The sequence below is a fragment of the Amycolatopsis coloradensis genome (genome assembly GCF_037997115.1).
In the GTDB taxonomy this organism is placed as follows: Bacteria; Actinomycetota; Actinomycetes; order Mycobacteriales; family Pseudonocardiaceae; genus Amycolatopsis; species Amycolatopsis coloradensis_A.
Genome location: NZ_CP150484.1, coordinates 6021547 through 6039677 on the forward strand (window position 1 = coordinate 6021547; position 18131 = coordinate 6039677).

Annotated in this window: 17 protein-coding genes, 1 pseudogene and 2 CRISPR repeat arrays; of the genes and pseudogenes, 1 reads left to right on the forward strand and 17 read right to left on the reverse strand. The window is 65.6% G+C overall.

Annotated features, from left to right (window positions below):
- The first annotated feature begins 148 nt into the window (after positions 1 to 148).
- A complete protein-coding gene (locus LCL61_RS28210; RefSeq protein WP_340682537.1) occupies positions 149 to 625 on the forward strand; it encodes a hypothetical protein in 477 nt (158 codons plus the stop codon).
- 193 nt (positions 626 to 818) lie between these two features.
- Here LCL61_RS28210 and LCL61_RS28215 read toward each other — a convergent pair whose 3' ends face one another.
- The 17 genes and pseudogenes from LCL61_RS28215 to LCL61_RS28290 all read right to left on the reverse strand — a co-directional run bounded on the left by LCL61_RS28215 (position 819) and on the right by LCL61_RS28290 (position 18090).
- Positions 819 to 1415 carry a DUF3558 domain-containing protein gene (locus LCL61_RS28215; protein WP_340682538.1) on the reverse strand — a complete coding sequence of 199 codons (597 nt, stop codon included), beginning with the start codon at positions 1413 to 1415 and terminating at the stop codon, positions 819 to 821.
- Complete coding sequence (locus LCL61_RS28220) at positions 1412 to 2143, reverse strand: hypothetical protein (protein WP_340682539.1); 732 nt, start codon at positions 2141 to 2143, stop codon at positions 1412 to 1414. Before LCL61_RS28220 ends, LCL61_RS28215 begins: the two co-directional genes overlap by 4 nt.
- The gene (locus LCL61_RS28225; protein WP_340682540.1) at positions 2140 to 2523 is read right to left on the reverse strand and encodes a hypothetical protein; all 384 of its coding nucleotides are present in this window, start codon (positions 2521 to 2523) and stop codon (positions 2140 to 2142) included. Before LCL61_RS28225 ends, LCL61_RS28220 begins: the two co-directional genes overlap by 4 nt.
- The gene (locus tag LCL61_RS28230; protein WP_340682541.1) at positions 2520 to 2831 is read right to left on the reverse strand and encodes a hypothetical protein; all 312 of its coding nucleotides are present in this window, start codon (positions 2829 to 2831) and stop codon (positions 2520 to 2522) included. The genes LCL61_RS28225 and LCL61_RS28230 overlap by 4 nt, the downstream gene beginning before the upstream one ends.
- A complete protein-coding gene (locus LCL61_RS28235) occupies positions 2828 to 3370 on the reverse strand; it encodes a YbaB/EbfC family nucleoid-associated protein (protein ID WP_340682542.1) in 543 nt (180 codons plus the stop codon). Before LCL61_RS28235 ends, LCL61_RS28230 begins: the two co-directional genes overlap by 4 nt.
- Complete coding sequence (locus LCL61_RS42690) at positions 3370 to 3639, reverse strand: transposase (protein WP_425342067.1); 270 nt, start codon at positions 3637 to 3639, stop codon at positions 3370 to 3372. Before LCL61_RS42690 ends, LCL61_RS28235 begins: the two co-directional genes overlap by 1 nt.
- A gap of 561 nt (positions 3640 to 4200) precedes the next feature.
- Positions 4201 to 5761: a CRISPR direct-repeat array (repeat unit 29 nt; unit sequence CGGATCATCCCCGCGCCTGCGGGGAGCAC).
- Positions 5762 to 5834: 73 nt separating this feature from the next.
- Positions 5835 to 6245: pseudogene (gene cas2e, locus LCL61_RS28240) on the reverse strand (type I-E CRISPR-associated endoribonuclease Cas2e).
- A 128-nt stretch (positions 6246 to 6373) separates the two neighbouring features.
- Positions 6374 to 7195 (reverse strand): type I-E CRISPR-associated endonuclease Cas1e, encoded by an 822-nt coding sequence (cas1e, locus tag LCL61_RS28245; protein WP_340682543.1) that lies wholly within the window; start codon positions 7193 to 7195, stop codon positions 6374 to 6376.
- Complete coding sequence (gene cas6e / locus LCL61_RS28250; protein ID WP_340682544.1) at positions 7192 to 7863, reverse strand: type I-E CRISPR-associated protein Cas6/Cse3/CasE; 672 nt, start codon at positions 7861 to 7863, stop codon at positions 7192 to 7194. Before cas6e ends, cas1e begins: the two co-directional genes overlap by 4 nt.
- Before the next feature lie 3 nt (positions 7864 to 7866).
- On the reverse strand, positions 7867 to 8592 hold the full coding sequence (gene cas5e, locus LCL61_RS28255; protein WP_340682545.1) for a type I-E CRISPR-associated protein Cas5/CasD: 726 nt from the start codon (positions 8590 to 8592) through the stop codon (positions 7867 to 7869).
- Complete coding sequence (gene cas7e / locus LCL61_RS28260) at positions 8589 to 9725, reverse strand: type I-E CRISPR-associated protein Cas7/Cse4/CasC (RefSeq protein ID WP_340682546.1); 1137 nt, start codon at positions 9723 to 9725, stop codon at positions 8589 to 8591. The genes cas5e and cas7e overlap by 4 nt, the downstream gene beginning before the upstream one ends.
- A 7-nt stretch (positions 9726 to 9732) precedes the next feature.
- Entirely contained in the window at positions 9733 to 10398 is a 666-nt protein-coding gene (gene casB, locus LCL61_RS28265; RefSeq protein WP_340682547.1) for a type I-E CRISPR-associated protein Cse2/CasB, read from the reverse strand.
- Positions 10395 to 12047 carry a type I-E CRISPR-associated protein Cse1/CasA gene (casA, locus tag LCL61_RS28270; protein WP_340682548.1) on the reverse strand — a complete coding sequence of 551 codons (1653 nt, stop codon included), beginning with the start codon at positions 12045 to 12047 and terminating at the stop codon, positions 10395 to 10397. Before casA ends, casB begins: the two co-directional genes overlap by 4 nt.
- An 86-nt stretch (positions 12048 to 12133) precedes the next feature.
- Complete coding sequence (cas3, locus tag LCL61_RS28275; RefSeq protein ID WP_340682549.1) at positions 12134 to 14983, reverse strand: CRISPR-associated helicase Cas3'; 2850 nt, start codon at positions 14981 to 14983, stop codon at positions 12134 to 12136.
- Positions 14984 to 15285: 302 nt separating this feature from the next.
- Positions 15286 to 16048: direct repeats of the CRISPR family, unit length 29 nt; unit sequence CGGATCATCCCCGCGCCTGCGGGGAGCAC.
- Between the two features lie 283 nt (positions 16049 to 16331).
- Positions 16332 to 16751, reverse strand: a complete 420-nt coding sequence (locus LCL61_RS28280) for a hypothetical protein (RefSeq protein WP_340688696.1) — start codon at positions 16749 to 16751, stop codon at positions 16332 to 16334.
- A gap of 175 nt (positions 16752 to 16926) precedes the next feature.
- Positions 16927 to 17481: an SMI1/KNR4 family protein gene (locus tag LCL61_RS28285; RefSeq protein WP_340682550.1), complete on the reverse strand. Its 555-nt coding sequence runs from the start codon at positions 17479 to 17481 to the stop codon at positions 16927 to 16929.
- Positions 17482 to 17538: 57 nt separating this feature from the next.
- Positions 17539 to 18090, reverse strand: coding sequence for an SMI1/KNR4 family protein (locus tag LCL61_RS28290; RefSeq protein WP_340681759.1), 552 nt, complete (start codon positions 18088 to 18090; stop codon positions 17539 to 17541).
- Positions 18091 to 18131 lie beyond the last annotated feature (41 nt).

The window sequence follows — 18131 nt, forward strand, 5'->3', positions numbered from 1 at the left end:
CCTCACGAGGCGGCCAGCACCGTCCAAATGCCCGCAGGCTGCCGCCGAGCAAGCCATTTCTAGCATTGGCATTGTGACTACGCCGCGCTGTACTCAGGTTCAGAACGCGGACCGCGCCGGTCGCCGACGACCGCCACCAAGGACCGCAATGACCGACGCCGCTCTCCTTCTCCGCGAGACCGGAAGCCCCTGGATCGACTACCACCAGTTCATGCTGTTCGACGTCGAGTCGACTGAGGCCCGGCCATCAAACCTCGCCCCGGCAGGAGACGGGGCCATCGCAGTCAGCGGCCACGGAGGAGGCAAGTTCTTCACCTTGGGTGAGATGACGGATGTCGTGGTGCACTTCGAGCTCTGGACAGCAGAACCCGCGCCGCCCACGTCTCCGTTCGAAGATCGGTTCGACGGGGCTTTCACCGTGGACACGGGTCGCGTCGTCCTCGGCTCCGTCACCGGCTCGCCGGCGGACGTCATCATCGACCTTCCCGTCCCCGGCCCTTTCCAGTTACGCGCGTTCCGCAGCAGCACCCCCACCACGAACGCCGACTTCCCGGATCTCGACTATCGACGCGAGCGATGGCTGCTCCAGACCTGGCCATCCAGTGCACAGACGTCACCAACGTAAACCTGCGCGGCATGCGCCTCCCGCGCCAGCTACCCGTATTTCACGATGGCCGGACGTTCTACGGGGACAACACGCTGATGCTGGCAGGTCAGTCACACTGCGGAAATCTACGAGCAGCCACGAGAGCTTCGCCGCCCCTGCGTCACGTCCCCGGCTGGCTTCCGCATCCTGGATCAGCGCCAGACCACCGCGCCTAGCTGCGGAGGTTGTCGATGACGAACTCGGCGATCTTCTTGACCGCACCGCAGGGATCGGCTCGCCACGGACCGGCTTCCGGCTTCCCCCACGTGTTGGCTTTGATGTGTACCAACGTGTTGTCGTCGACACCGAGAGCCAGCCTGCACGCCAGCGGCCCCTGGTCCCGCCTGCTCGGGATGTTCTCTTTGATTTCCACGATCACGGCCGGGTAGCCGTTGATCGTGACCTCTTCCCAGTGGTTGCCGGTATCGCGGCCAAGTGCACGATCGCTGTACAACGTGCGGATGCTCTCCCGCACCGGCGGAAACCACGATGTCGTCACGTCGACCGACGGACCGAGCACGATCAGGCATTGGCCGTCGCGGGTCTGTTCATGCCTGCCCTCACCGAAGCCGATGCTCTGCAGCTGCTCCACCGTGATCGCCGAGCACGGATCGGCGATGAACTTGGCGCCGTTCAAAGGCGCCGGGATCGGCGGGACCGACACCGACGGTTCGGGTGGCGAAGGTGGCGGGCTCGTTCCGCAGCCGGACAGCACGACCATGCCGCCGGCCATCAGTGTGGCGAGCCCGCGGGCCAGACGTCGTGTCACGAAGGATCGGCTCCCGGTTTGATTTGCCAGCGACGGGGTTCCCCGACCACCTCGACACTCGTGCCGACATCCGGGATCTTGGGGAAGTTCGTTTCGATGACCGTCAGCTCGAAGCCGCTTCCGATCAGCGCCTCGACAGAGGTGATCATGCCGGAGATGAGCGCGATGCAGTCACGCCAGAACTTCTCGAACGCCGAGTTGACCGCGTCCACGAAATCCTTGACCGCTAGAACCGCCAGAGGTGGAAGAGCTGTCGACGCGAGCAGGATTCCGAACTTACCGGCCAGCGCCGACAGGTTGGACGCACAGTTGCCGAGCGCGACCAACAGGTTCTTATAGGTAGCGATCACCGTTGTCGCGACCGTACTCATCGTTTTGGTCAGGCTCACGATGGAGACCTGACCCTTGTTCAGACCATCGACGACCATCCCGGAATACATCGAGAACTGATCGTAGGCATCCCCATGCCAGGCGGCCGTCAGCGACAGCTTGGCGTCATTGACGACTTCAGCCGCTTCCTTCAGCGCACTCTCCCGGGCGAACGCCTCTGCCAGTCTCAACGTCTTCTTCAGGTCGCCGGCGACGAACACGCGGAGCTTGTCGAGCAGCCCGATGATCCCGTTCGCACCGATCAGGTTCGCGTACTCCCGGATCTTCTGATCCGCGGCCTCCGGATAGCTCATCGTGGCCAGATCCGCCGCCGCCTGGCCCGGGTCGGGGGTGGTCACTTGATCTCACCCTCCAGCTTCTTCATCCGCTCATACGCTTCCTGATCCAGCTGCTCATAATGGTTCGCGGCCTTGCCCAACGCCGCGCTCAACACGGCGAGCTGCGTCGAATTCTCGGCCGTGATCCGCTGAATCGCGTCGATGGCCGCGTTGTACCGGTCCACCGTCCCCATCCCGTTAAGCCCCGGCATGATGTTCGTGACCGTTCCCGGCAAACCCAGGTCGTACGGGCCGAGCGCGACATCCGCCAAGTCCACCACCGCGAAGTCCTGCAGCAGCCCCGCCGCGTCCGCGATCGCGTCGGCCGCGGCCCGCAGCTTCTCCGGATAGACGTGATACCCCTGACCGGCCCCAGGATCGAACGGATCCGGAAGACTCATACCAGCCGCTCCTCATCCCGAACAGCCGCGATCGCCGCCTCATACCGCTGGGCCGCGGTCTCCTCAGCCCGCTGGATCCCCAGCAGCAGCTGCCGAGACAGACTCGACGCGCTGTAAGCCTTCATCGCGGCCACGTCCACCGACACGTCGACCAATTCACCGGCCCCGGTCACCGTCACCGACCCCAGCTCCCCCGGCAACGCCCACGTGACACGATCCCGCGCCGCGGCCACCGAGGCCTGCTCGACCGCGGCCACCGTCGCGTCGATCTCCCGCGCCAGGTGATACAGCTCGTCCTCGTAACTCACCAGCGACCCCGCCCCTCATCCTCGAGATCATCATCCAGGAAGTCGAGCTCATCGAAACTCTCCTCCTCGACCTCATCAGCATCTCGGCGAACTGCGCGCGGCTCGGCTGCCGCGCCAGCCCTGGGCGCAGGCGGCGGAACAGAATCGTCCCGATGCTTGGTCACCGATCCGCGGCCCGGGTCGGGAACCCATTCCTGGTCCTTGTCCACCACCGCGCGCATCTTGACGACGCCGACCTGCGCGGCCTCACGCCGAGCCGCCGACACCGCCTCAAGCACCGCGGGCCCCAGCCGCTGCGGATGCGTACTCCGGATCACATGATCCGCGATCGTCAGATCCGCCAGTTTGCCCTGACCGGTCACCACCGCCGACGCGAGACCGTCAGCCGATCTCCCGGTAAACCGGGCCTGCTCCAGCTCAGCATCAAGCTCACCAGCCTGCTGCCGCAGCTTGGCCACATTCAACGACACGCTGGCTCGCCCTCCCCGTCCGCCCGACATCTCCCCTACCAGCCGCCCCCACGGCCCGACCGCGATCACTACACGAGCGTAATCGGCCGAGCGGTCAGCGTAGTCGAAACCGCAGATCCGTGTCTCGTTGTTCCGGTCACTCTGCAGCGATCAGCAGCAGTTCGACGCGCCCTCGCGCTGAGGCCTAACTTCGCGCCGGCCGCGTTCACCCACGACCGCAAGGTCTCATGGTTAACCCCCAGCTCCCGGGCGATCTGACACAACGGACGATCACTCGAACCGACCAGCTCCACCGCATCCCGACGGAACTGCTCCGGATACTTCGACGAACGCGACACCAAGACATCCTCCCTCCAGACCCACGTCTGGAATCAAGATGTCCGGATCCAAGGGGCAACTCCACACAGCCGATCACAACCACAGTAGGCACATGTTCACATGACCTAAGGCGCCAACTGGCAGCCAAGTCGGAGTACTGACGCTTGCCATCCCACCGGTATCGGAACGGCGGAAGCATTCCGGCCGTTGGGCATTGGCCGCAAGACCAGCAATCGGTGACGAGCTGAGAACGACGGGCTCCCACCGCTTGCAGCAGGACGAGGCGGACTGATGTCGCTCGCGGCTGTGGAGTTCCACGAGTCGCGATGACTCCATCTGTACCTGGGTACGAGGTTCCTCAGTTCGAGCTTATCTCTTTGGCCCACCCCGTTTCATGCGTACGAATCGTTCCTGTGGCCGCAGGAGCTCTGGAAGACTTCATTCAGCGCTGCCGTACGTGGCGGTCTTCTCCGCGCCCACGGGGGCAACACAGGACGAACCCGGCCCGTGTCGGATCGCTTGAATCATCCCTACGTCCGCAGGGAGCACATCTTGACGAGCTTCGAGGCGTTCCGCGTGTTCGGATCATCCCCGCGCCTGCGGGGAGCACCAGCCGAAACGCCTTTCCCCACCTTTCACCGTCGGATCATCCCCGCGTCTGCGGGGAGCACGCGAGCTCGGGGCATCCGGGGGTGGAGCAGACCGGATCATCCCCGCGCCTGCGGGGAGCACACGCTGGTGATGTCCGGCAGGGTCTGCCCGTACGGATCATCCCCGCGCCTGCGGGGAGCACGACGAGGAGACCGCCACCCGCGTGGTCAAGGGCGGATCATCCCCGCGTCTGCGGGGAGCACAACCCGCCAGTTGCGTTCGTCCATGTCGCGGACGGATCATCCCCGCGCCTGCGGGGAGCACCGCCCGACGGCCTTACGGGTGAGACCGGTTGACGGATCATCCCCGCGCCTGCGGGGAGCACTCGCCGCTGTGCGTGAATCTGTTCACGATGACCGGATCATCCCCGCGCCTGCGGGGAGCACCGCCCGGCCGCCTTGGCCAATTACGAGTTTTGCAGATCATCCCCGCGCCTGCGGGGAGCACGGGGTGAGGGCATGGCAAAGCCCGGAGATGATCGGATCATCCCCGCGCCTGCGGGGAGCACTCTCCGACGGACGAAGGCCAGCATTCACGACGCCGGATCATCCCCGCGCCTGCGGGGAGCACTCTCCGACGGACGAAGGCCAGCATTCACGACGCCGGATCATCCCCGCGCCTGCGGGGAGCACATGCGCCGGTGACGCCGGGTTCGCGTCCTTCGCCGGATCATCCCCGCGCCTGCGGGGAGCACGGCCCCCGCTACCGCGTCGGCGATCTGCACGACGGATCACCCCCGCGCCTGCGGGGAGCACGTCGACGACATGCTTCTGATAGCCCAGGAGGCCGGATCATCCCCGCGCCTGCGGGGAGCACCCCAGTCGGCTTGTCCGGCGCGTTCTTTTCCTCGGATCATCCCCGCGCCTGCGGGGAGCACAGCAGATGCGGTCATCACCTACAACGGGGATCGATTCGGATCATCCCCGCGCCTGCGGGGAGCACGGGGTGTGGATGGTGGTGCTGCAGGTGCATTCCGGATCATCCCCGCGCCTGCGGGGAGCACGAGAAGAGTGATTCGAATCGTCATTCATCGTCCGGATCATCCCCGCGCCTGCGGGGAGCACGCGACGCCGATCGTGAGTGAACGCGAAAATGCCGGATCATCCCCGCGCCTGCGGGGAGCACCTGGTCTGGCGGTAGGACGCTGGACCAGCCGGCGGATCATCCCCGCGCCTACGGGGAGCACAACGTGCCCTTGCGGAGCGCGTCGTTTGCCCGCGGATCATCCCCGCGCCTGCGGGGAGCACTCCCCAGACTCCGCGATCGTTTCGCGCACTGCCGGATCATCCCCGCGCCTGCGGGGAGCACCGGGACGAGGTGTCGGTGATGTGGCCGCCGAGCGGATCATCCCCGCGCCTGCGGGGAGCACGTGACGGCCCTCTGACCTGGGGCTTACCTGATCGGATCATCCCCGCGCCTGCGGGGAGCACCTGATTCTCATGCTTACCGGACTTCTAGCCGCCGGATCATCCCCGCGCCTGCGGGGAGCACACTTCCTGACCTGCGGCGGAACGTCGGCTGGTGGCTGTTTTGCTTCACTTTGCTTGGCTATGAGTTGGTGACGTTAGTCCTTTTTGCGGAATTTTCGTCTGGCGTTGCGCCGTTTCCAGACGGTCTCATCGCGTGTCGAGGCGCCCTCTGTGGTGCCGTCCGCGGTCGGCGGCTGGGGGCGCTTGCGGGACTTTCCTGCGACGTAGGTGGGGATGGTTCGTCTGCGCATGAGGGTGATGCCGTCATAGTCGACGGGTGTCCAGTCGTGTCCGTGTACCTGGAATTCGAGTCGCTGTTCTCCGTGGGCAGAGTGGACCATCAAGGCTCGGCCTTCGGCGACGAACTCGACGATCCGTTCTCAGATGAGCTCACGGACGCGGGCTGAGACGTATCCGACGTAGACGCCAGAGCTGATTTCCAGCAGCCAGCGGGTGAGGTGGCCGCGGAGTCCTGGTGGCACTGCCGTGAGAACGATGACCGTCATGCCCCGTCTCCATAGGATACTCCGCCGGGAACTGGGTCGTGTCGGTCATCCCACAGCGACGCGATGGTGTCGATCTCGAAGTATTCGTAGGTGTCCATGTCGCTGGTCTCCTCGCCGAGCAGCAGGCCCTAAATGTCGCGGGCACAGCGCTGGAGCAGCTTTCCGTCGTGCAGGGCGTCGCGGACGTGTCGGCGGGTCTCGGCCGCGATGTCGAGGGACGTTCCGGCGGCGATGTCGAACGCTGCGGGGATCGTCAGTTCGGCCTTGTAGAGATCGGCGATGTCGTAGACGAACGAGCGGTGGTGTCCGGTGTGGACGAAGCCGAGTGCGGGTGAGCATCCGAGTGCGACGATGACTGAGTGGACGATGCCGTACAGGGCTGAGTTCGCCGCGGAGAGGGCTTGATTGATCGGGTCGGCTGTGTCCCAGTCGGTCCGGTCGTAGAAGCGGCCGGTCCACTCGACGCCGGTCCGATCGGCATGTTCCCGGTAGATTCGGCGGACGCGGGTGCCTTCGCGGCCACGTAGTTGCTGCATTGTCAACTCGGCCACGTCTTCGTCGGGGAAACGCATGGTGTACATCGTCCGCGCGACGCGCAGCCGGGACCGGCTGTTGGTCACCGCCTCGGCCTGTGCCTGGATCAGGCGCGAGGTTCGGGCCAACGATGCGCCGTGCGCGTAGTAACGCACACCTCGTTCACCGACCCACACCACGGTCGAGCCGCTGTCGGACATCAGCGCGATCGCCTGGTGCGTGATCGTCGTGCCGGGGCCCAACAGCAGGACACCAACGGCTGCGGCGGGGATGTGCACGGTGCCGCGTTCGTCGGTCGCGGTGATCGCGTTGCTGTCCCGGTTGACGACACAGCGGTCCAGGTAGAGAAAGGACACTCGGTCGGCCGCACGAACCAGCTCCTTCGGCGTAGACGTGCGTCTGCCGACGGTGCTCATCCGGCCCCTCCTGGGCGGGAGAGGGTGAGCAGCCCGCAACCGTAGGCTTTGGCGCGTCCGATGCCGAAGGTCAGCGACCGCCGCATGGCGTCGACGTCTTCGATGTCGAGGTGGCCGTCGAAGGTGGCCATCGAGATCGTCACAGACGCTCCGCCCCTACCGAATCGCCGCACGGAGCGGTCCACCACTGCCAGGTCGGGCTCGCCCGCGCCGGTTGTGCTGGGCGCGATCCGGAAGCCCAGGCGCTCGGCCCGGTCGAGCAGCCACTGCTGTTGCTGTTCGACGGTCACGTGCCCGAGGGGTTTAGTCTCGGTCCATTCTTCGCGCCGGCCTGATCGGACCGGGTTCGCGGTCAACCGGAACTGCCAGCGCTGCCCTGCCCGCAGGCTGCCCAGCAGACCGTCGTAGGCGGCGGTCTGCCATGCCTGGGTGGTGGGCCAGCCTGCTTGTTCGACCAGGTGGGTCAGATCTGGTTTGTCTGGGCTGGCGATGAACAGCAGCACGCGGTGTGTGGCGTAGGTGTCGAGCCGCCACAGTATCCGGCCGTCCTCGGTGGGCCGGGCGTCGGGAAATCCGGCGAGGACGGCGGCATGCATGGCCTGCGGTGAGGACAGCAGTTGCTGCGCGCCGCGTCGCCGGGGGTTGATCTGCATTTTCGTCAGGAACATCTTCTACCCTCCCAGCACTGTCATCGGATCATGTTCCGGTGCCGGGTCGCTGACTCCGTGCGGGTTGGGAACCTCGACGGTGTCGCGCACGACGGACCGCCAGGCGTAGTCGCGGTGATTCGGGTCGAAGCTGACGGGGGTGTCCCTGATGGACTCAACGGCGGTCTCGTCCGGTGCGGCGTCCCGGATCGTGGCGAGCCGCACCACACGTTCGCGGTGTTGCTTCTGCACCCGGCTGCTCGCCAGCCATGGCCATGTCTCCAGCACGTCGTGCAGGGACTGGTCGGACACGCCGAGCACGACCGGGCCGGCGGGCGGGCAGGAGCGGCGACCGAGGTAGAGCGGGAAGTGCGGCGCTCGCACTGCCTCGTCGATTCCTTCGACGAGTGCGCGTTCGCCTTCCAGCACGGCCAGGAAGGTCGCGTCCGTGAGGTAGTAGCGGGTCGACAACGGCAGCGACTGCCAGTCCAGGTCGCCGTTGCGGTCGCGGCGCGGCCGCTGCGCGGTCTGGAAGTCCCGGAGGAGTTGCCCGGGCTGGTCGATGCGCACACCGAAGCTCAGGTCCAGCAGTTTTTCCAGCGGGTCGGTGCGGCGCAGACCGCGCGCGGCGGCGATCATCCCGATGATGCCGCTTTTGGTGGGGGCGATGTCGGTGCTGCGTCGGACGAACCGGCTGCCAGATCCCCAAGCCTGCAGCGGCCCGGCCAGACGCAGCGCGACCACGCTCACGACTGTTCCTCGAGGCGTGTTCCGACCAGGATTCCGACTGCGGTCAGCAAGTCGTGCAAGGCGACGTTCTCACCGAGGTCGTCCAGGCTTGCAGTGTCGGTGCCGACCCGGGTGACCCAGGTCGTGACCGGCTGCTCGCCGTAGGCGCGTTCGATTTCGCGGGCTTCGTCGCGCAGCGCTTCCGCGGCCGCTTTGACTCGTCCGCCTTTTTCGAGTTCGCGGACCGGGTTCTCGAACGCGCCGACCAGGTTGATCGGCTGGCGGTCGCGGAGCTGCACCACGACGGCTTCCGGAAGAGTGCGGTTGGCGAAGGTGTTCTGCTTGCCGGTGGGCATGGACCGGACGAAGGCCTCAACGAACGCCTGAACCGCGCGCTGCGTTGCCGCGTTGTCGCCGAGGTTGTCAGCCAGCCGGTTCACATCGACGGTCGCGTAGCGGTAGAGAGTGGAGGAGTTGAACTCGACCGTGCCGATCATCCCGGCTCCGGTCTCCTCGTCGGAGTTGAGGTCGTCGACGGCGGTGAAGTAGTCGAACTCTGTTTCCACCGGGTGCACGCTGATCGCGTGCGCGACCTGGGCCGCGGCGTCGACGTTGATGTCGGCCTGGTCGGCGACCATCCGCCCGAACAGGGCGACGTCCACCGAGTGATCCCGGTCGGCGAGGTCCTTGACTTTCGCTGCCTTCAACGCCTTCGGGACATCCTCGGCGTCTGCGGCGTCGATCGCCGCCGCGGCGAGGTTCTGGATCTGCCGGCGGCTCAGGAACACCAGGTAGCCGGCTTCCGCGACAGCCTTCTTGTCCGCGCCGGTCTTTTTCGGCGCCTTGACGTCGATGCCGACGGCCCGGATGGTCTCAGCGGCGAGATCGTTGGCGCGGTCGGCCAAGTCCGGTGACTGCTCGGCGATCATCGTGGCGAGCAACTCGACGATGCGTTTCGTGCGCACTCCGAGTTCGGAACGGTCGAGGTGGTCATCGAACGCGACACGGGTAGCGCGTTTCCAGGCCTGGCTGGACACCCGTGCTCGGCGAACACCGCCATACACTGCGGATTTCGGCGCTCCTGTGTCGTCGCGGTTGATATTGCTCGGCGGCACGGTCTGCAAGATGTGGATATCGATCAGGGTACGGTTCATGGCTGTCTCACTTCTCGGTGTCGGGAACGAATACAGAAGCGTCGGTGGCGTCGTCTTCGGCTGGGCGGGTGGTGCGGTAGAAGGCGCGGCCCCATGCCAGCCGGACCGAGTGAGCTCGGCCGGGTGTGACCAGCCGGGCCAGGTCGTCGGCGAGGCGGGCGTAGTCGATTCCGCGTTGTTCACCGCGCAGCAAGGTGATCAAACCGCGGACATGGGTCAGCACCCCTTCCATTGACCCGGCGGTCGCCGCGGCCATGAACCGGCGCGTCACAGCATTTTCGCTGCGCTGGTCACTGAACCGAAGCTGACCGACCGCTGTCCCCAACGACACGCCCGGAACGTGTGCGGGCACGGACGACGACTGCTGATGCAGGGCATACAACGTAAGTGCGGCATGCGCGGCTTGCTCGGCCCAGCTAGACGTGTCCCCGTCCCAGCTCAGGGTCTTCGGCACGGCGCCCACAGTGAGCTCCCAGATCTCCGCAACGCTGCCCGCGGGTTTACCAAGCCCGCGACGCAGACGAGCGAGATCGGCACGAGCCGCCGGTGCCCCGCGCAAGTACTCCCGCTGCAGCCGCTCGAGACGCCATTCCAGGGCGTGGCCCAGCGTGCCCAGCCGCCGCGGCGCCTGCTCCGCGACACCAGGAGGTGATCCGCTGTCGGTCGTGGTCATCCCGTTACCTCCATAGGAGTGTTCGAGCTGGTGAATGCCAGAGGCAGGGCTTTGCGCAAGGCTGCGTTGAACCAGACCTCGGCCAAGGGCACGTTCACCAGACGCTGGTTGACTTCGCGGCCGGTCCACGCGGCCGTGGGAGCATTTCTGATCAGCTCCGCCGTGATCGGCCGACATCGATCACGGACAAGCACCTGCCACGCGGACCTAGCCGCGATGAGATCTTGCCGCGGGCGCAGCCCTGCCAGCCACGACCGGTACGGCTGCTCCAGCGCCGCGTAGAGGATTTCCCTGGCCCGGTCGCCGGCACCGGACTGCGGTCCGGCGCCGGCTGCCTGAGCGAGGTTCTCCGCCAGCCGCCACACATATCCGGCCACCTGGCTGGCGTCACCGACGGCGCCTTCGGCGGCCCTGCCCGCATCCGGGCGGTCCTGACGAAGCAGTACCACCGACATCGGCAGCACGTCGTCGATGATCTCCGCGACCGTCGCGTTCTGAGCCCCGTACACCGCGCCGTGAACCCGCAGACGCACCACGAAATCCTCGGGCAGATGGTCGTTCTCAGCCAGATCGCACAACCACTGCAGCACACCAGGAGCCAGCCACGACGCCGGCTCCCCAGCCTTGCTCCGCCGAGATGAGATCGACGGCAGCATCGCCGCAAGCCCTCGCCACACCGAACGCCCCGGATCGTGCCCGAGCGGCATGTAGACCGTCCGCCCGGCCTTCTTGCTCTGCGGCTCGCTGTGGCGCCACGCCGTGTGCGGCTCGACATTCTGCCGATTCTGAGGCTGCATCCGGTCACCGTTGGCCAGCACCACGCCCGTCACGCCGTCTCGATCACCCTGCAGCCGAACCCGGCGCGTCTGCCAGGTATACAGCTGAATCGCCCCCGCAACGGGGAGCTCTTCGGACCAGGCCGGGCCGTCGACATCACGCTCCCACGGCGGCACATCCGCGGCCCCGCCGACTCCGACATAGGTGCCGGCATCCCGGGCAATCAGGTTCAACAGCAACGTCTCCCGCACCGTGACACCCTGCGCCAACACGCCACCGATCTGCCCAGACCACCCCGGCCCGATCGGATACCCTTTGCCGTTCTTGACTTTGCGGTCGCCTACCGCGCCTGACTTGATGCCTGACGGGTCGAACGCGTGCGTGTGCACCAGCCACCGGGCCGCTTCCGCCGCGCTGATCCGGGAGAGATCCGACGCCGACCGGGTCGTGAACAACGGTTCACCGTTCGGGACGTCCGCGACGATCTTCTCCAGCCCGGACACCTCGTTCTTCGCCGTCCGCAGTCCCGGCACCTGAAAGAACGGGGCCTGCTCATCGAAGAGATCGAACCGGTGCCGCACCTTATGGGCGTATTTCTCGATCTGCTCCATCGGCAGTTCGGTCAGGTCCCACAGCCGCGCCCACGCCGGCTGATCCTCCGGCCCGGCAACCGCGCGGTGCAGGAGCGCCAACAACAGACGCGTGATCGCGAACGCCTGCGTCGACACTTCCCCACCGATCACCGCAAGCCTCGAGGCCTGCTCAAACACCTCCAGCATCGACACCTCCCGCTCACGACCCTTGAACGGAAGCACCGTGATCCACGGCTCGTCCAGCAGATTAAATCCGCTGTTGTTCGAGGCATTACTCATCAACTTGGAATACCTCAATTCCTTTCGACTTCCACGCACAGGCAGGCGCAGTGTCTCCGCTGGTCTGAGAGCCCAGGTGACGCTCATCAGCTGACATCGTCGTATACCTCCAGCCCATTGGCGGAGGTGTAACGGACGCGACGACCGGTGATCTCGCCCCACCCGTCCTGGTCGATCCGTAGGGCTGGCTGGCGGTAGATCAGCGGTGAGTCTTCCCACGCTGGTGGCGTGGCCTGCCACAGTTCGTCCTCTGCGGCGGCATTGCTGAAGGTCAGCGGCAGCCGGAGCGTGCAGGACGCCATCACTTCCGCCACGTGATCCGGAGGGGTCTGTTGCGTGGGTATCAGCAGGCCTCCGTCATCGTCACCGAGCCATGAAGGCGTGCGCCACTGGCCGCTCCCGTCGTCGCAGACCAGGAGCACCTCCAGGCTCGGCGCGCCGTCACGCACCTGTCCCTGTCCCCGGGCGGTCTCGTCGTCGGCCTCACCGACTCCGGCCGATACCCACCCGCTGATCGTGGTGCCGGGCATCGGCGGTTCCGTGATCTGGAAGGTCTTGGCCTTATCCTCCCGATTCGCCGTTCGCTGTTCCCAGTACTCCGCGGCCGCGGTCATCGCCTCGCGCCACTGCTCGGGGCCGATATCGTCAGGTCCGTAGGCCGTTTGAACCAGTGGCGCGATATCGCCAGGCAGCTCGATGGACGCTCCGAAACGTTCCCGCAGGACGGCGGCAGCACGTAGCAGGGCGTGCGCGCCGTAGACGTGGCGTTCAGCCAGCGGTTCCAGGGCAGGCGGGGCCTGCGTGAAGTCCGCGCCGGTGACGTAGACCCTCGCCGTGCGCAGCGGTTCCGGGCGCTCGTTCTGATCAGCACCTCGCTGATGTCGGTGCAACCGCCCGATCCGTTGCAGGATCAGGTCGATCGGCGCCAGATCCGTAACCAGAAGGTCGAAGTCGACATCCAGCGACTGCTCCACCACCTGCGACGCCACGACGATGCGCCGCGCTGGCCTCGCCACCGCACGATCCGGTGGCCCGAAACTGCCCAAGAGTGCTTGGTCATTATGGAAGCGGTCGGCCGTGATGAACCGGGAGTGGGCGATTGTCACCTCGCCGGGAAACTCCCTTTTCAGCCGCTCGGCCGTCTCCAGCACACGGCTGACCACATTCCGCACGACCAGTGCTGTTCCACCACGGGAGAGTTTGTCACGCAGCAACGCCACCAGCTCATCGTGATCATTGAGCCCATCGGCGAATCTCTCGACCAGCACACGAGTCGCTCTGCCGGAGGAGTCCGCGATCCGCGTCGACACCGCGTCGCCGGAGGTCCAGGTCAGCGCCGGGTAGCCGATATCGCCGTCGAGGCAGGCAAGATCCGCAGCGGTGTGTCGGTCGCGGCCGCGCAGGTAGGCCTGCACCAGCATCCGCCGCTGACCGGCGGGCAACGTCGCCGACAGTGCCACCACCGGAATCCGATACACACCCAGCCAGGTGAGCACCTTGGTCAAGTAGGAGTTCATATACGCGTCATAAGCGTGAATTTCATCGATCACCACGACCTTGGCCGCCAACGCCAGGTGCCGCAGCATCAGATGACGCGCTTTCAACCCCGCGAACAACAACTGATCGATCGTCACCACCGCGAAATTGGCCAACAGCGCCTTCTTCCGCCCCGACAACCACGAATGCGCGATCACCGCGCGCCCACCCCGTGCATCGTGATCGTCGCACCCGATCTCAGCCAAACGTCCCGCCCGCACCAGCCCCTGAAACAAGCGGTTGAACCGCGCCTTCCCATGTCCGAGCATGATGGAACCACCCACCTGCTGCTCGTCGGCACCGATCGCGTCCAGCCAGGCCATCACCCGGGCGAACATGGCATCGCTCGTGGCCTGAGTCGGCAACGCCACCAACAACCCGCCCGCCCCCCACCGGGCAGCCATGATCTCCGCCGCGGCCAACGCCGCCTCCGTCTTGCCCTCCCCCATCGCCGCCTCGATCACGAGCAACCCCGGTTCCGGCATCATCCGCGCGACCTCGCACGCGGCCACCTGAACCGGTCGCGGTGTCGCCCCCTCCGGCAGCTGGAACCGCGACGCGAACAACGCCGCAACCTCGACGTCGACCACATCCACGTCCGGTTGCCACGGCACCGGAAGACGCAACACCTCCAGCGCCCGCAGCACACGCTCCGGCGCCTCAGTCACCTGCGGCAGCCGGTCACCATGGAAGGCAAGCAAATCACTGTTGCTGGCAATCCAATCAGCAATGATCACCAAGGCCGTGACAAGGACTTGGAACCGCGCCGACAGCACGCGTTCACCCCACACCGGCAAGTGCTCCAAGGCACCCGATCGCGTGGCCATGCGCGCAACCAGCTCCCGCTGAACCTCCACCCACCGGCCCTCTCCGTACAGCCAAGGGACCTCACGTGGTCTCGCAGCCCGCTCATCGACCGCAGCAGGCGGGACACCGTGATGGCCGCCGACCACCACACCCCACGACCGCGCTGCAGACTTCGGCCACCGCTGCTCAAGCAACCATCGAACCAGCAAATGCTGACCAGCCACAGAATGATGAGTCAGATGCCGGTCCGGCAGCTCCGACTTACTCAGCGGCAGGTACAGGTCATGCTCACCCATCCGCTGCGCCAGCACCGTGCACTGGACCGCAAACGCAGGCGTCGCCTTGCCCAGATCATGCACACCGGCAAGAAACCTCACCGCGGCCCGGCACTGGTCAATATCCCCGTCGAACTCCTCAGCAAGCAGGCGCACAACGCTCACCGGCAACCAGTCCCTGAACAAGCCGGCCACAACATCAGCCGAATCGTCCATGTGCTGCCACAACGGCAACCAACCACCAGCCTCATCCACCGACTTCGCCCACACCGATCGCGCGGACGCACTCAACGACTCCGGCCCCATCAGCACCTCCACCCTCCCCGTCACGCGAGGGGCGCACTATCGCACGAGGCACCGACAAAATCGTGACCACACCGGCTGATCACCATAGCTGCGGAAGCACCCGGCGTTCGACCGTACTGCGGGGACGCCCACAGCGGATCCACTCAGCATCGCGGAGAGTGCACCGTGGGCGCTGCTCGACCTGCAGACGCAGCAGATTATCCCCACGTACGCGGGACCTTGATGCGCAGAGAGCAGCTCAAGGTCCCGTCTTTGCGAACTATCCCTGCACCCACGGGGAGCACACTGTCGTTCGTGGGCCACGGCCACGCCACCGGATCATCCCCGCGCCTGCAGGGAGCACCGGAGCGGTGGTCAGTTCGATCCAGCCAGGCCGCGGATCATCCCCGCGCCTGCGGGGAGCACGACCCGATAGCTCTCCACGTACCGCTCGCGTTCGGATCATCCCCGCGCCTGCAGGGAGCACCCGTCCACCGTCGCGCCATCGCGCCGGTGCACCGGATCATCCCCGCGCCTGCGGGGAGCACGGTGCGGGGCCGCTTTCCGTTGACTGGTCAGACGGATCATCCCCGCGCCTGCGGGGAGCACACCTCCGCCTGCCCCGATTGGTGCCGCCCCCCTTCGGATCATCCCCGCGCCTGCGGGGAGCACGCGGCCCAGGGTCACGCAGGTGCCGCCGAGCGCGGATCATCCCCGCGCCTGCGGGGAGCACTCAGTATTTCCCGTCGTCGTAGAAAACCACCACGGATCATCCCCGCGCCTGCGGGGAGCACACTTTCGGTCGGTCGGCGGGTTCCGGGTCTCCCGGATCATCCCCGCGCCTGCGGGGAGCACTACACGTTCGCGGATCAGCGGCATTACCGCGCGAATCATCCCCGCGCCTGCGGGGAGCACGCCATTGCCTTCGATTGTCTCCCACGCCATTACGGATCATCCCCGCGCCTGCGGGGAGCACTTCGCGATGTTCGCGTTACCTGCCTCGCTGCGCGGATCATCCCCGCGCCTGCGGGGAGCACGCCGAGCGGTGGCGCGGCACGCCGGGCCACTACGGATCATCCCCGCGCCTGCGGGGAGCACACTTGCTGACCTGCGATGATAGCGCGCCCGCAGCCCAATCTGCTTCGGTTTGCCTTGGCCGAACCTTCGTCCACGGTGGGTAACTCCTGTTCAGGTCTCGTCGTTGTCGCCTTCAGCTGAACTGATCTTGTCCGGCCCGGAAGCGTTGTGCCGAAGTTCTAACGTCTCGATCTGCCCTACACCACGGCTGGATCCCGACTGCACCCAGGTGGTGCGGCGATCCGCGATGGCAGGGCTCTAGCTCGGGCGTGGCCCAACTGACGCCACGAGCCCCCTTCACTCGCTAAGGACTGCCCATCGGGGCGTAGGTCAAATAGCAGTCAGCAGCGGTCTCGACGATGACTGCTGTCGCTGTCTCACCCGACGGGAGGGCACCAGCGGTAAATATGGGATGTGAAGGTCCGAACAGGGTGAAGACCTCATCGATCTTCACCAGCCGTGTTCCGCTGTGTCCCTTCGCAAGGTCGAGCTCAGCACGAGACGCGCAGTACGGCCTTGCGCGCTGTTCCGGGTTTCGATCGTCTTCGCACCATCGCGCGGCGGCGCACGTCACGTCGCTGCGATAGTCCCTGCCGTTGTAGTGAATCCGGTACGGAAGGCCTCTTTCTCCCGGCAGGGCGTAGCCGACGTGGTTCGCCACCTTGGAATTGAACGCAGCTCCACCTAGTACGACGAGCATCAACAGGACAGGAACGAGCACCATCAGCACACGCCGCAAGCCGCAGTGTCGCCGTGCCGGAGACCGGTCATCGCCGCATCGCGGCGTGGAGACAGGTTCCTGTGCCGGCATGCTGACTTTCTTCCCGCATGACGAAACATACTCAACCGCCGTAGCCACAGCGGTCTACTCTGAGGCCGTCTCGCACAGTCTCAAAGAGCTAACGGTCGGCGAAGGGGATGTACTCCACGGGCAGGTCCATCAAGTCCCAACGCAGAAGGTTGTCCTGCCCACTGCCGGTGAGGATCTCGTAGAGGAGCTGGGTGACCGGCCCGGGATGCTCACGCCATTCGTCCGCGCTCTGGTCGTGGTAAGTGATCCTCCATCTGTCGGGGTCGCCGGAATCGGTGATCCAGCAGAAGGTTCCACCTTGGCCGTCGGATCCCCACGGCAGCAAGCCCCCAGGTTCGGGATACAGGGTGTAGTCGACTTTGTCGAGGTACTCGAGATCCTCGTCCCCGAGGATCTGCAGCAGTTCATCGAGGGCGTTCTTGTACTTCACCCATGCTTGATCGTTGGCGACCGGGCTGTCGATCTCGATCCGTCTGAACACCCCGCCTGGGAACCGGGTAAGCAGCTCCTTGTAGTCCGACGGCAGCGCGGTGCCCAGATCCTGCTCGACGAGTGCCCAAGATCTCTCGGGAGTGAACTGCCACTGCCAGCCCAATAGGGCGGCGATCTCGCCGACGAGCGAGGAGGCTTCGGCGCGCGCCATCGTTCTCCCAGGTCTGGCCGGATTGAGTGGCCGCAAAGTGTCTAGAAAACCCGAAGCCTATAAGGTCAACGGGTTGAATGATTGCTCATACCGGGACATGTCCCAGCCAAGGATGTTTCGCTTACCTTGATTCTTCGCAAGTTCGAGCATCACTGCCGTCATCGTCCGCTTCGTTCGCGTCCACGCGTCCGGGCTATGCCGACTAAGGTAAACCACGTGCCATTTGTCAGGGTCGGGCGTCCAGAGAAGCCAGAAGAATGCGCCACCTGTGTCGTCGGTGGCGAACGGCACAACTCCGCCAGGTTCGGGAAATGGCGGATAAGTATCATATTCGTATTCCCTGGCTGTCTTCACATTGGCCAGAGCCTGATCGAAATCACCCTGAAAAGCCTCAAGGTAGCCGTTGCCCTGTATTGGATTGATGAGCCTGACCACGTGACGAAACATTCCCGACGGGAATCTGGTCATGAATTCTTTGTAATCAGCCGGGAGGGGCGTTTTCAGGCGACGCTCGACGACATCCCAGTCCACTTCGGGAGCCACGGAGCCGCTCCAATCAAGCGCGGCGGCAATACTATCCACTTCAAGGCGATAGTCGGCGATAGTCAACGCGAGCTCCTTCACAGTATCCGACGCCAGGTCAGACAGTA

Coding starts and splice junctions, on each gene's coding strand:
- cas1e (WP_340682543.1), bottom strand. CDS start 7,195: ATGAGCACCGTCGGCAGACGCACGTCTACGCCGAAGGAGCTGGTTCGT.
- casA (WP_340682548.1), bottom strand. CDS start 12,047: ATGAGTAATGCCTCGAACAACAGCGGATTTAATCTGCTGGACGAGCCG.
- LCL61_RS28225 (WP_340682540.1), bottom strand. CDS start 2,523: ATGAGTCTTCCGGATCCGTTCGATCCTGGGGCCGGTCAGGGGTATCAC.
- cas6e (WP_340682544.1), bottom strand. CDS start 7,863: ATGTTCCTGACGAAAATGCAGATCAACCCCCGGCGACGCGGCGCGCAG.
- LCL61_RS28280 (WP_340688696.1), bottom strand. CDS start 16,751: ATGGTGCTCGTTCCTGTCCTGTTGATGCTCGTCGTACTAGGTGGAGCT.
- LCL61_RS28210 (WP_340682537.1), top strand. CDS start 149: ATGACCGACGCCGCTCTCCTTCTCCGCGAGACCGGAAGCCCCTGGATC.
- LCL61_RS28285 (WP_340682550.1), bottom strand. CDS start 17,481: ATGGCGCGCGCCGAAGCCTCCTCGCTCGTCGGCGAGATCGCCGCCCTA.
- cas7e (WP_340682546.1), bottom strand. CDS start 9,725: ATGAACCGTACCCTGATCGATATCCACATCTTGCAGACCGTGCCGCCG.
- casB (WP_340682547.1), bottom strand. CDS start 10,398: ATGACCACGACCGACAGCGGATCACCTCCTGGTGTCGCGGAGCAGGCG.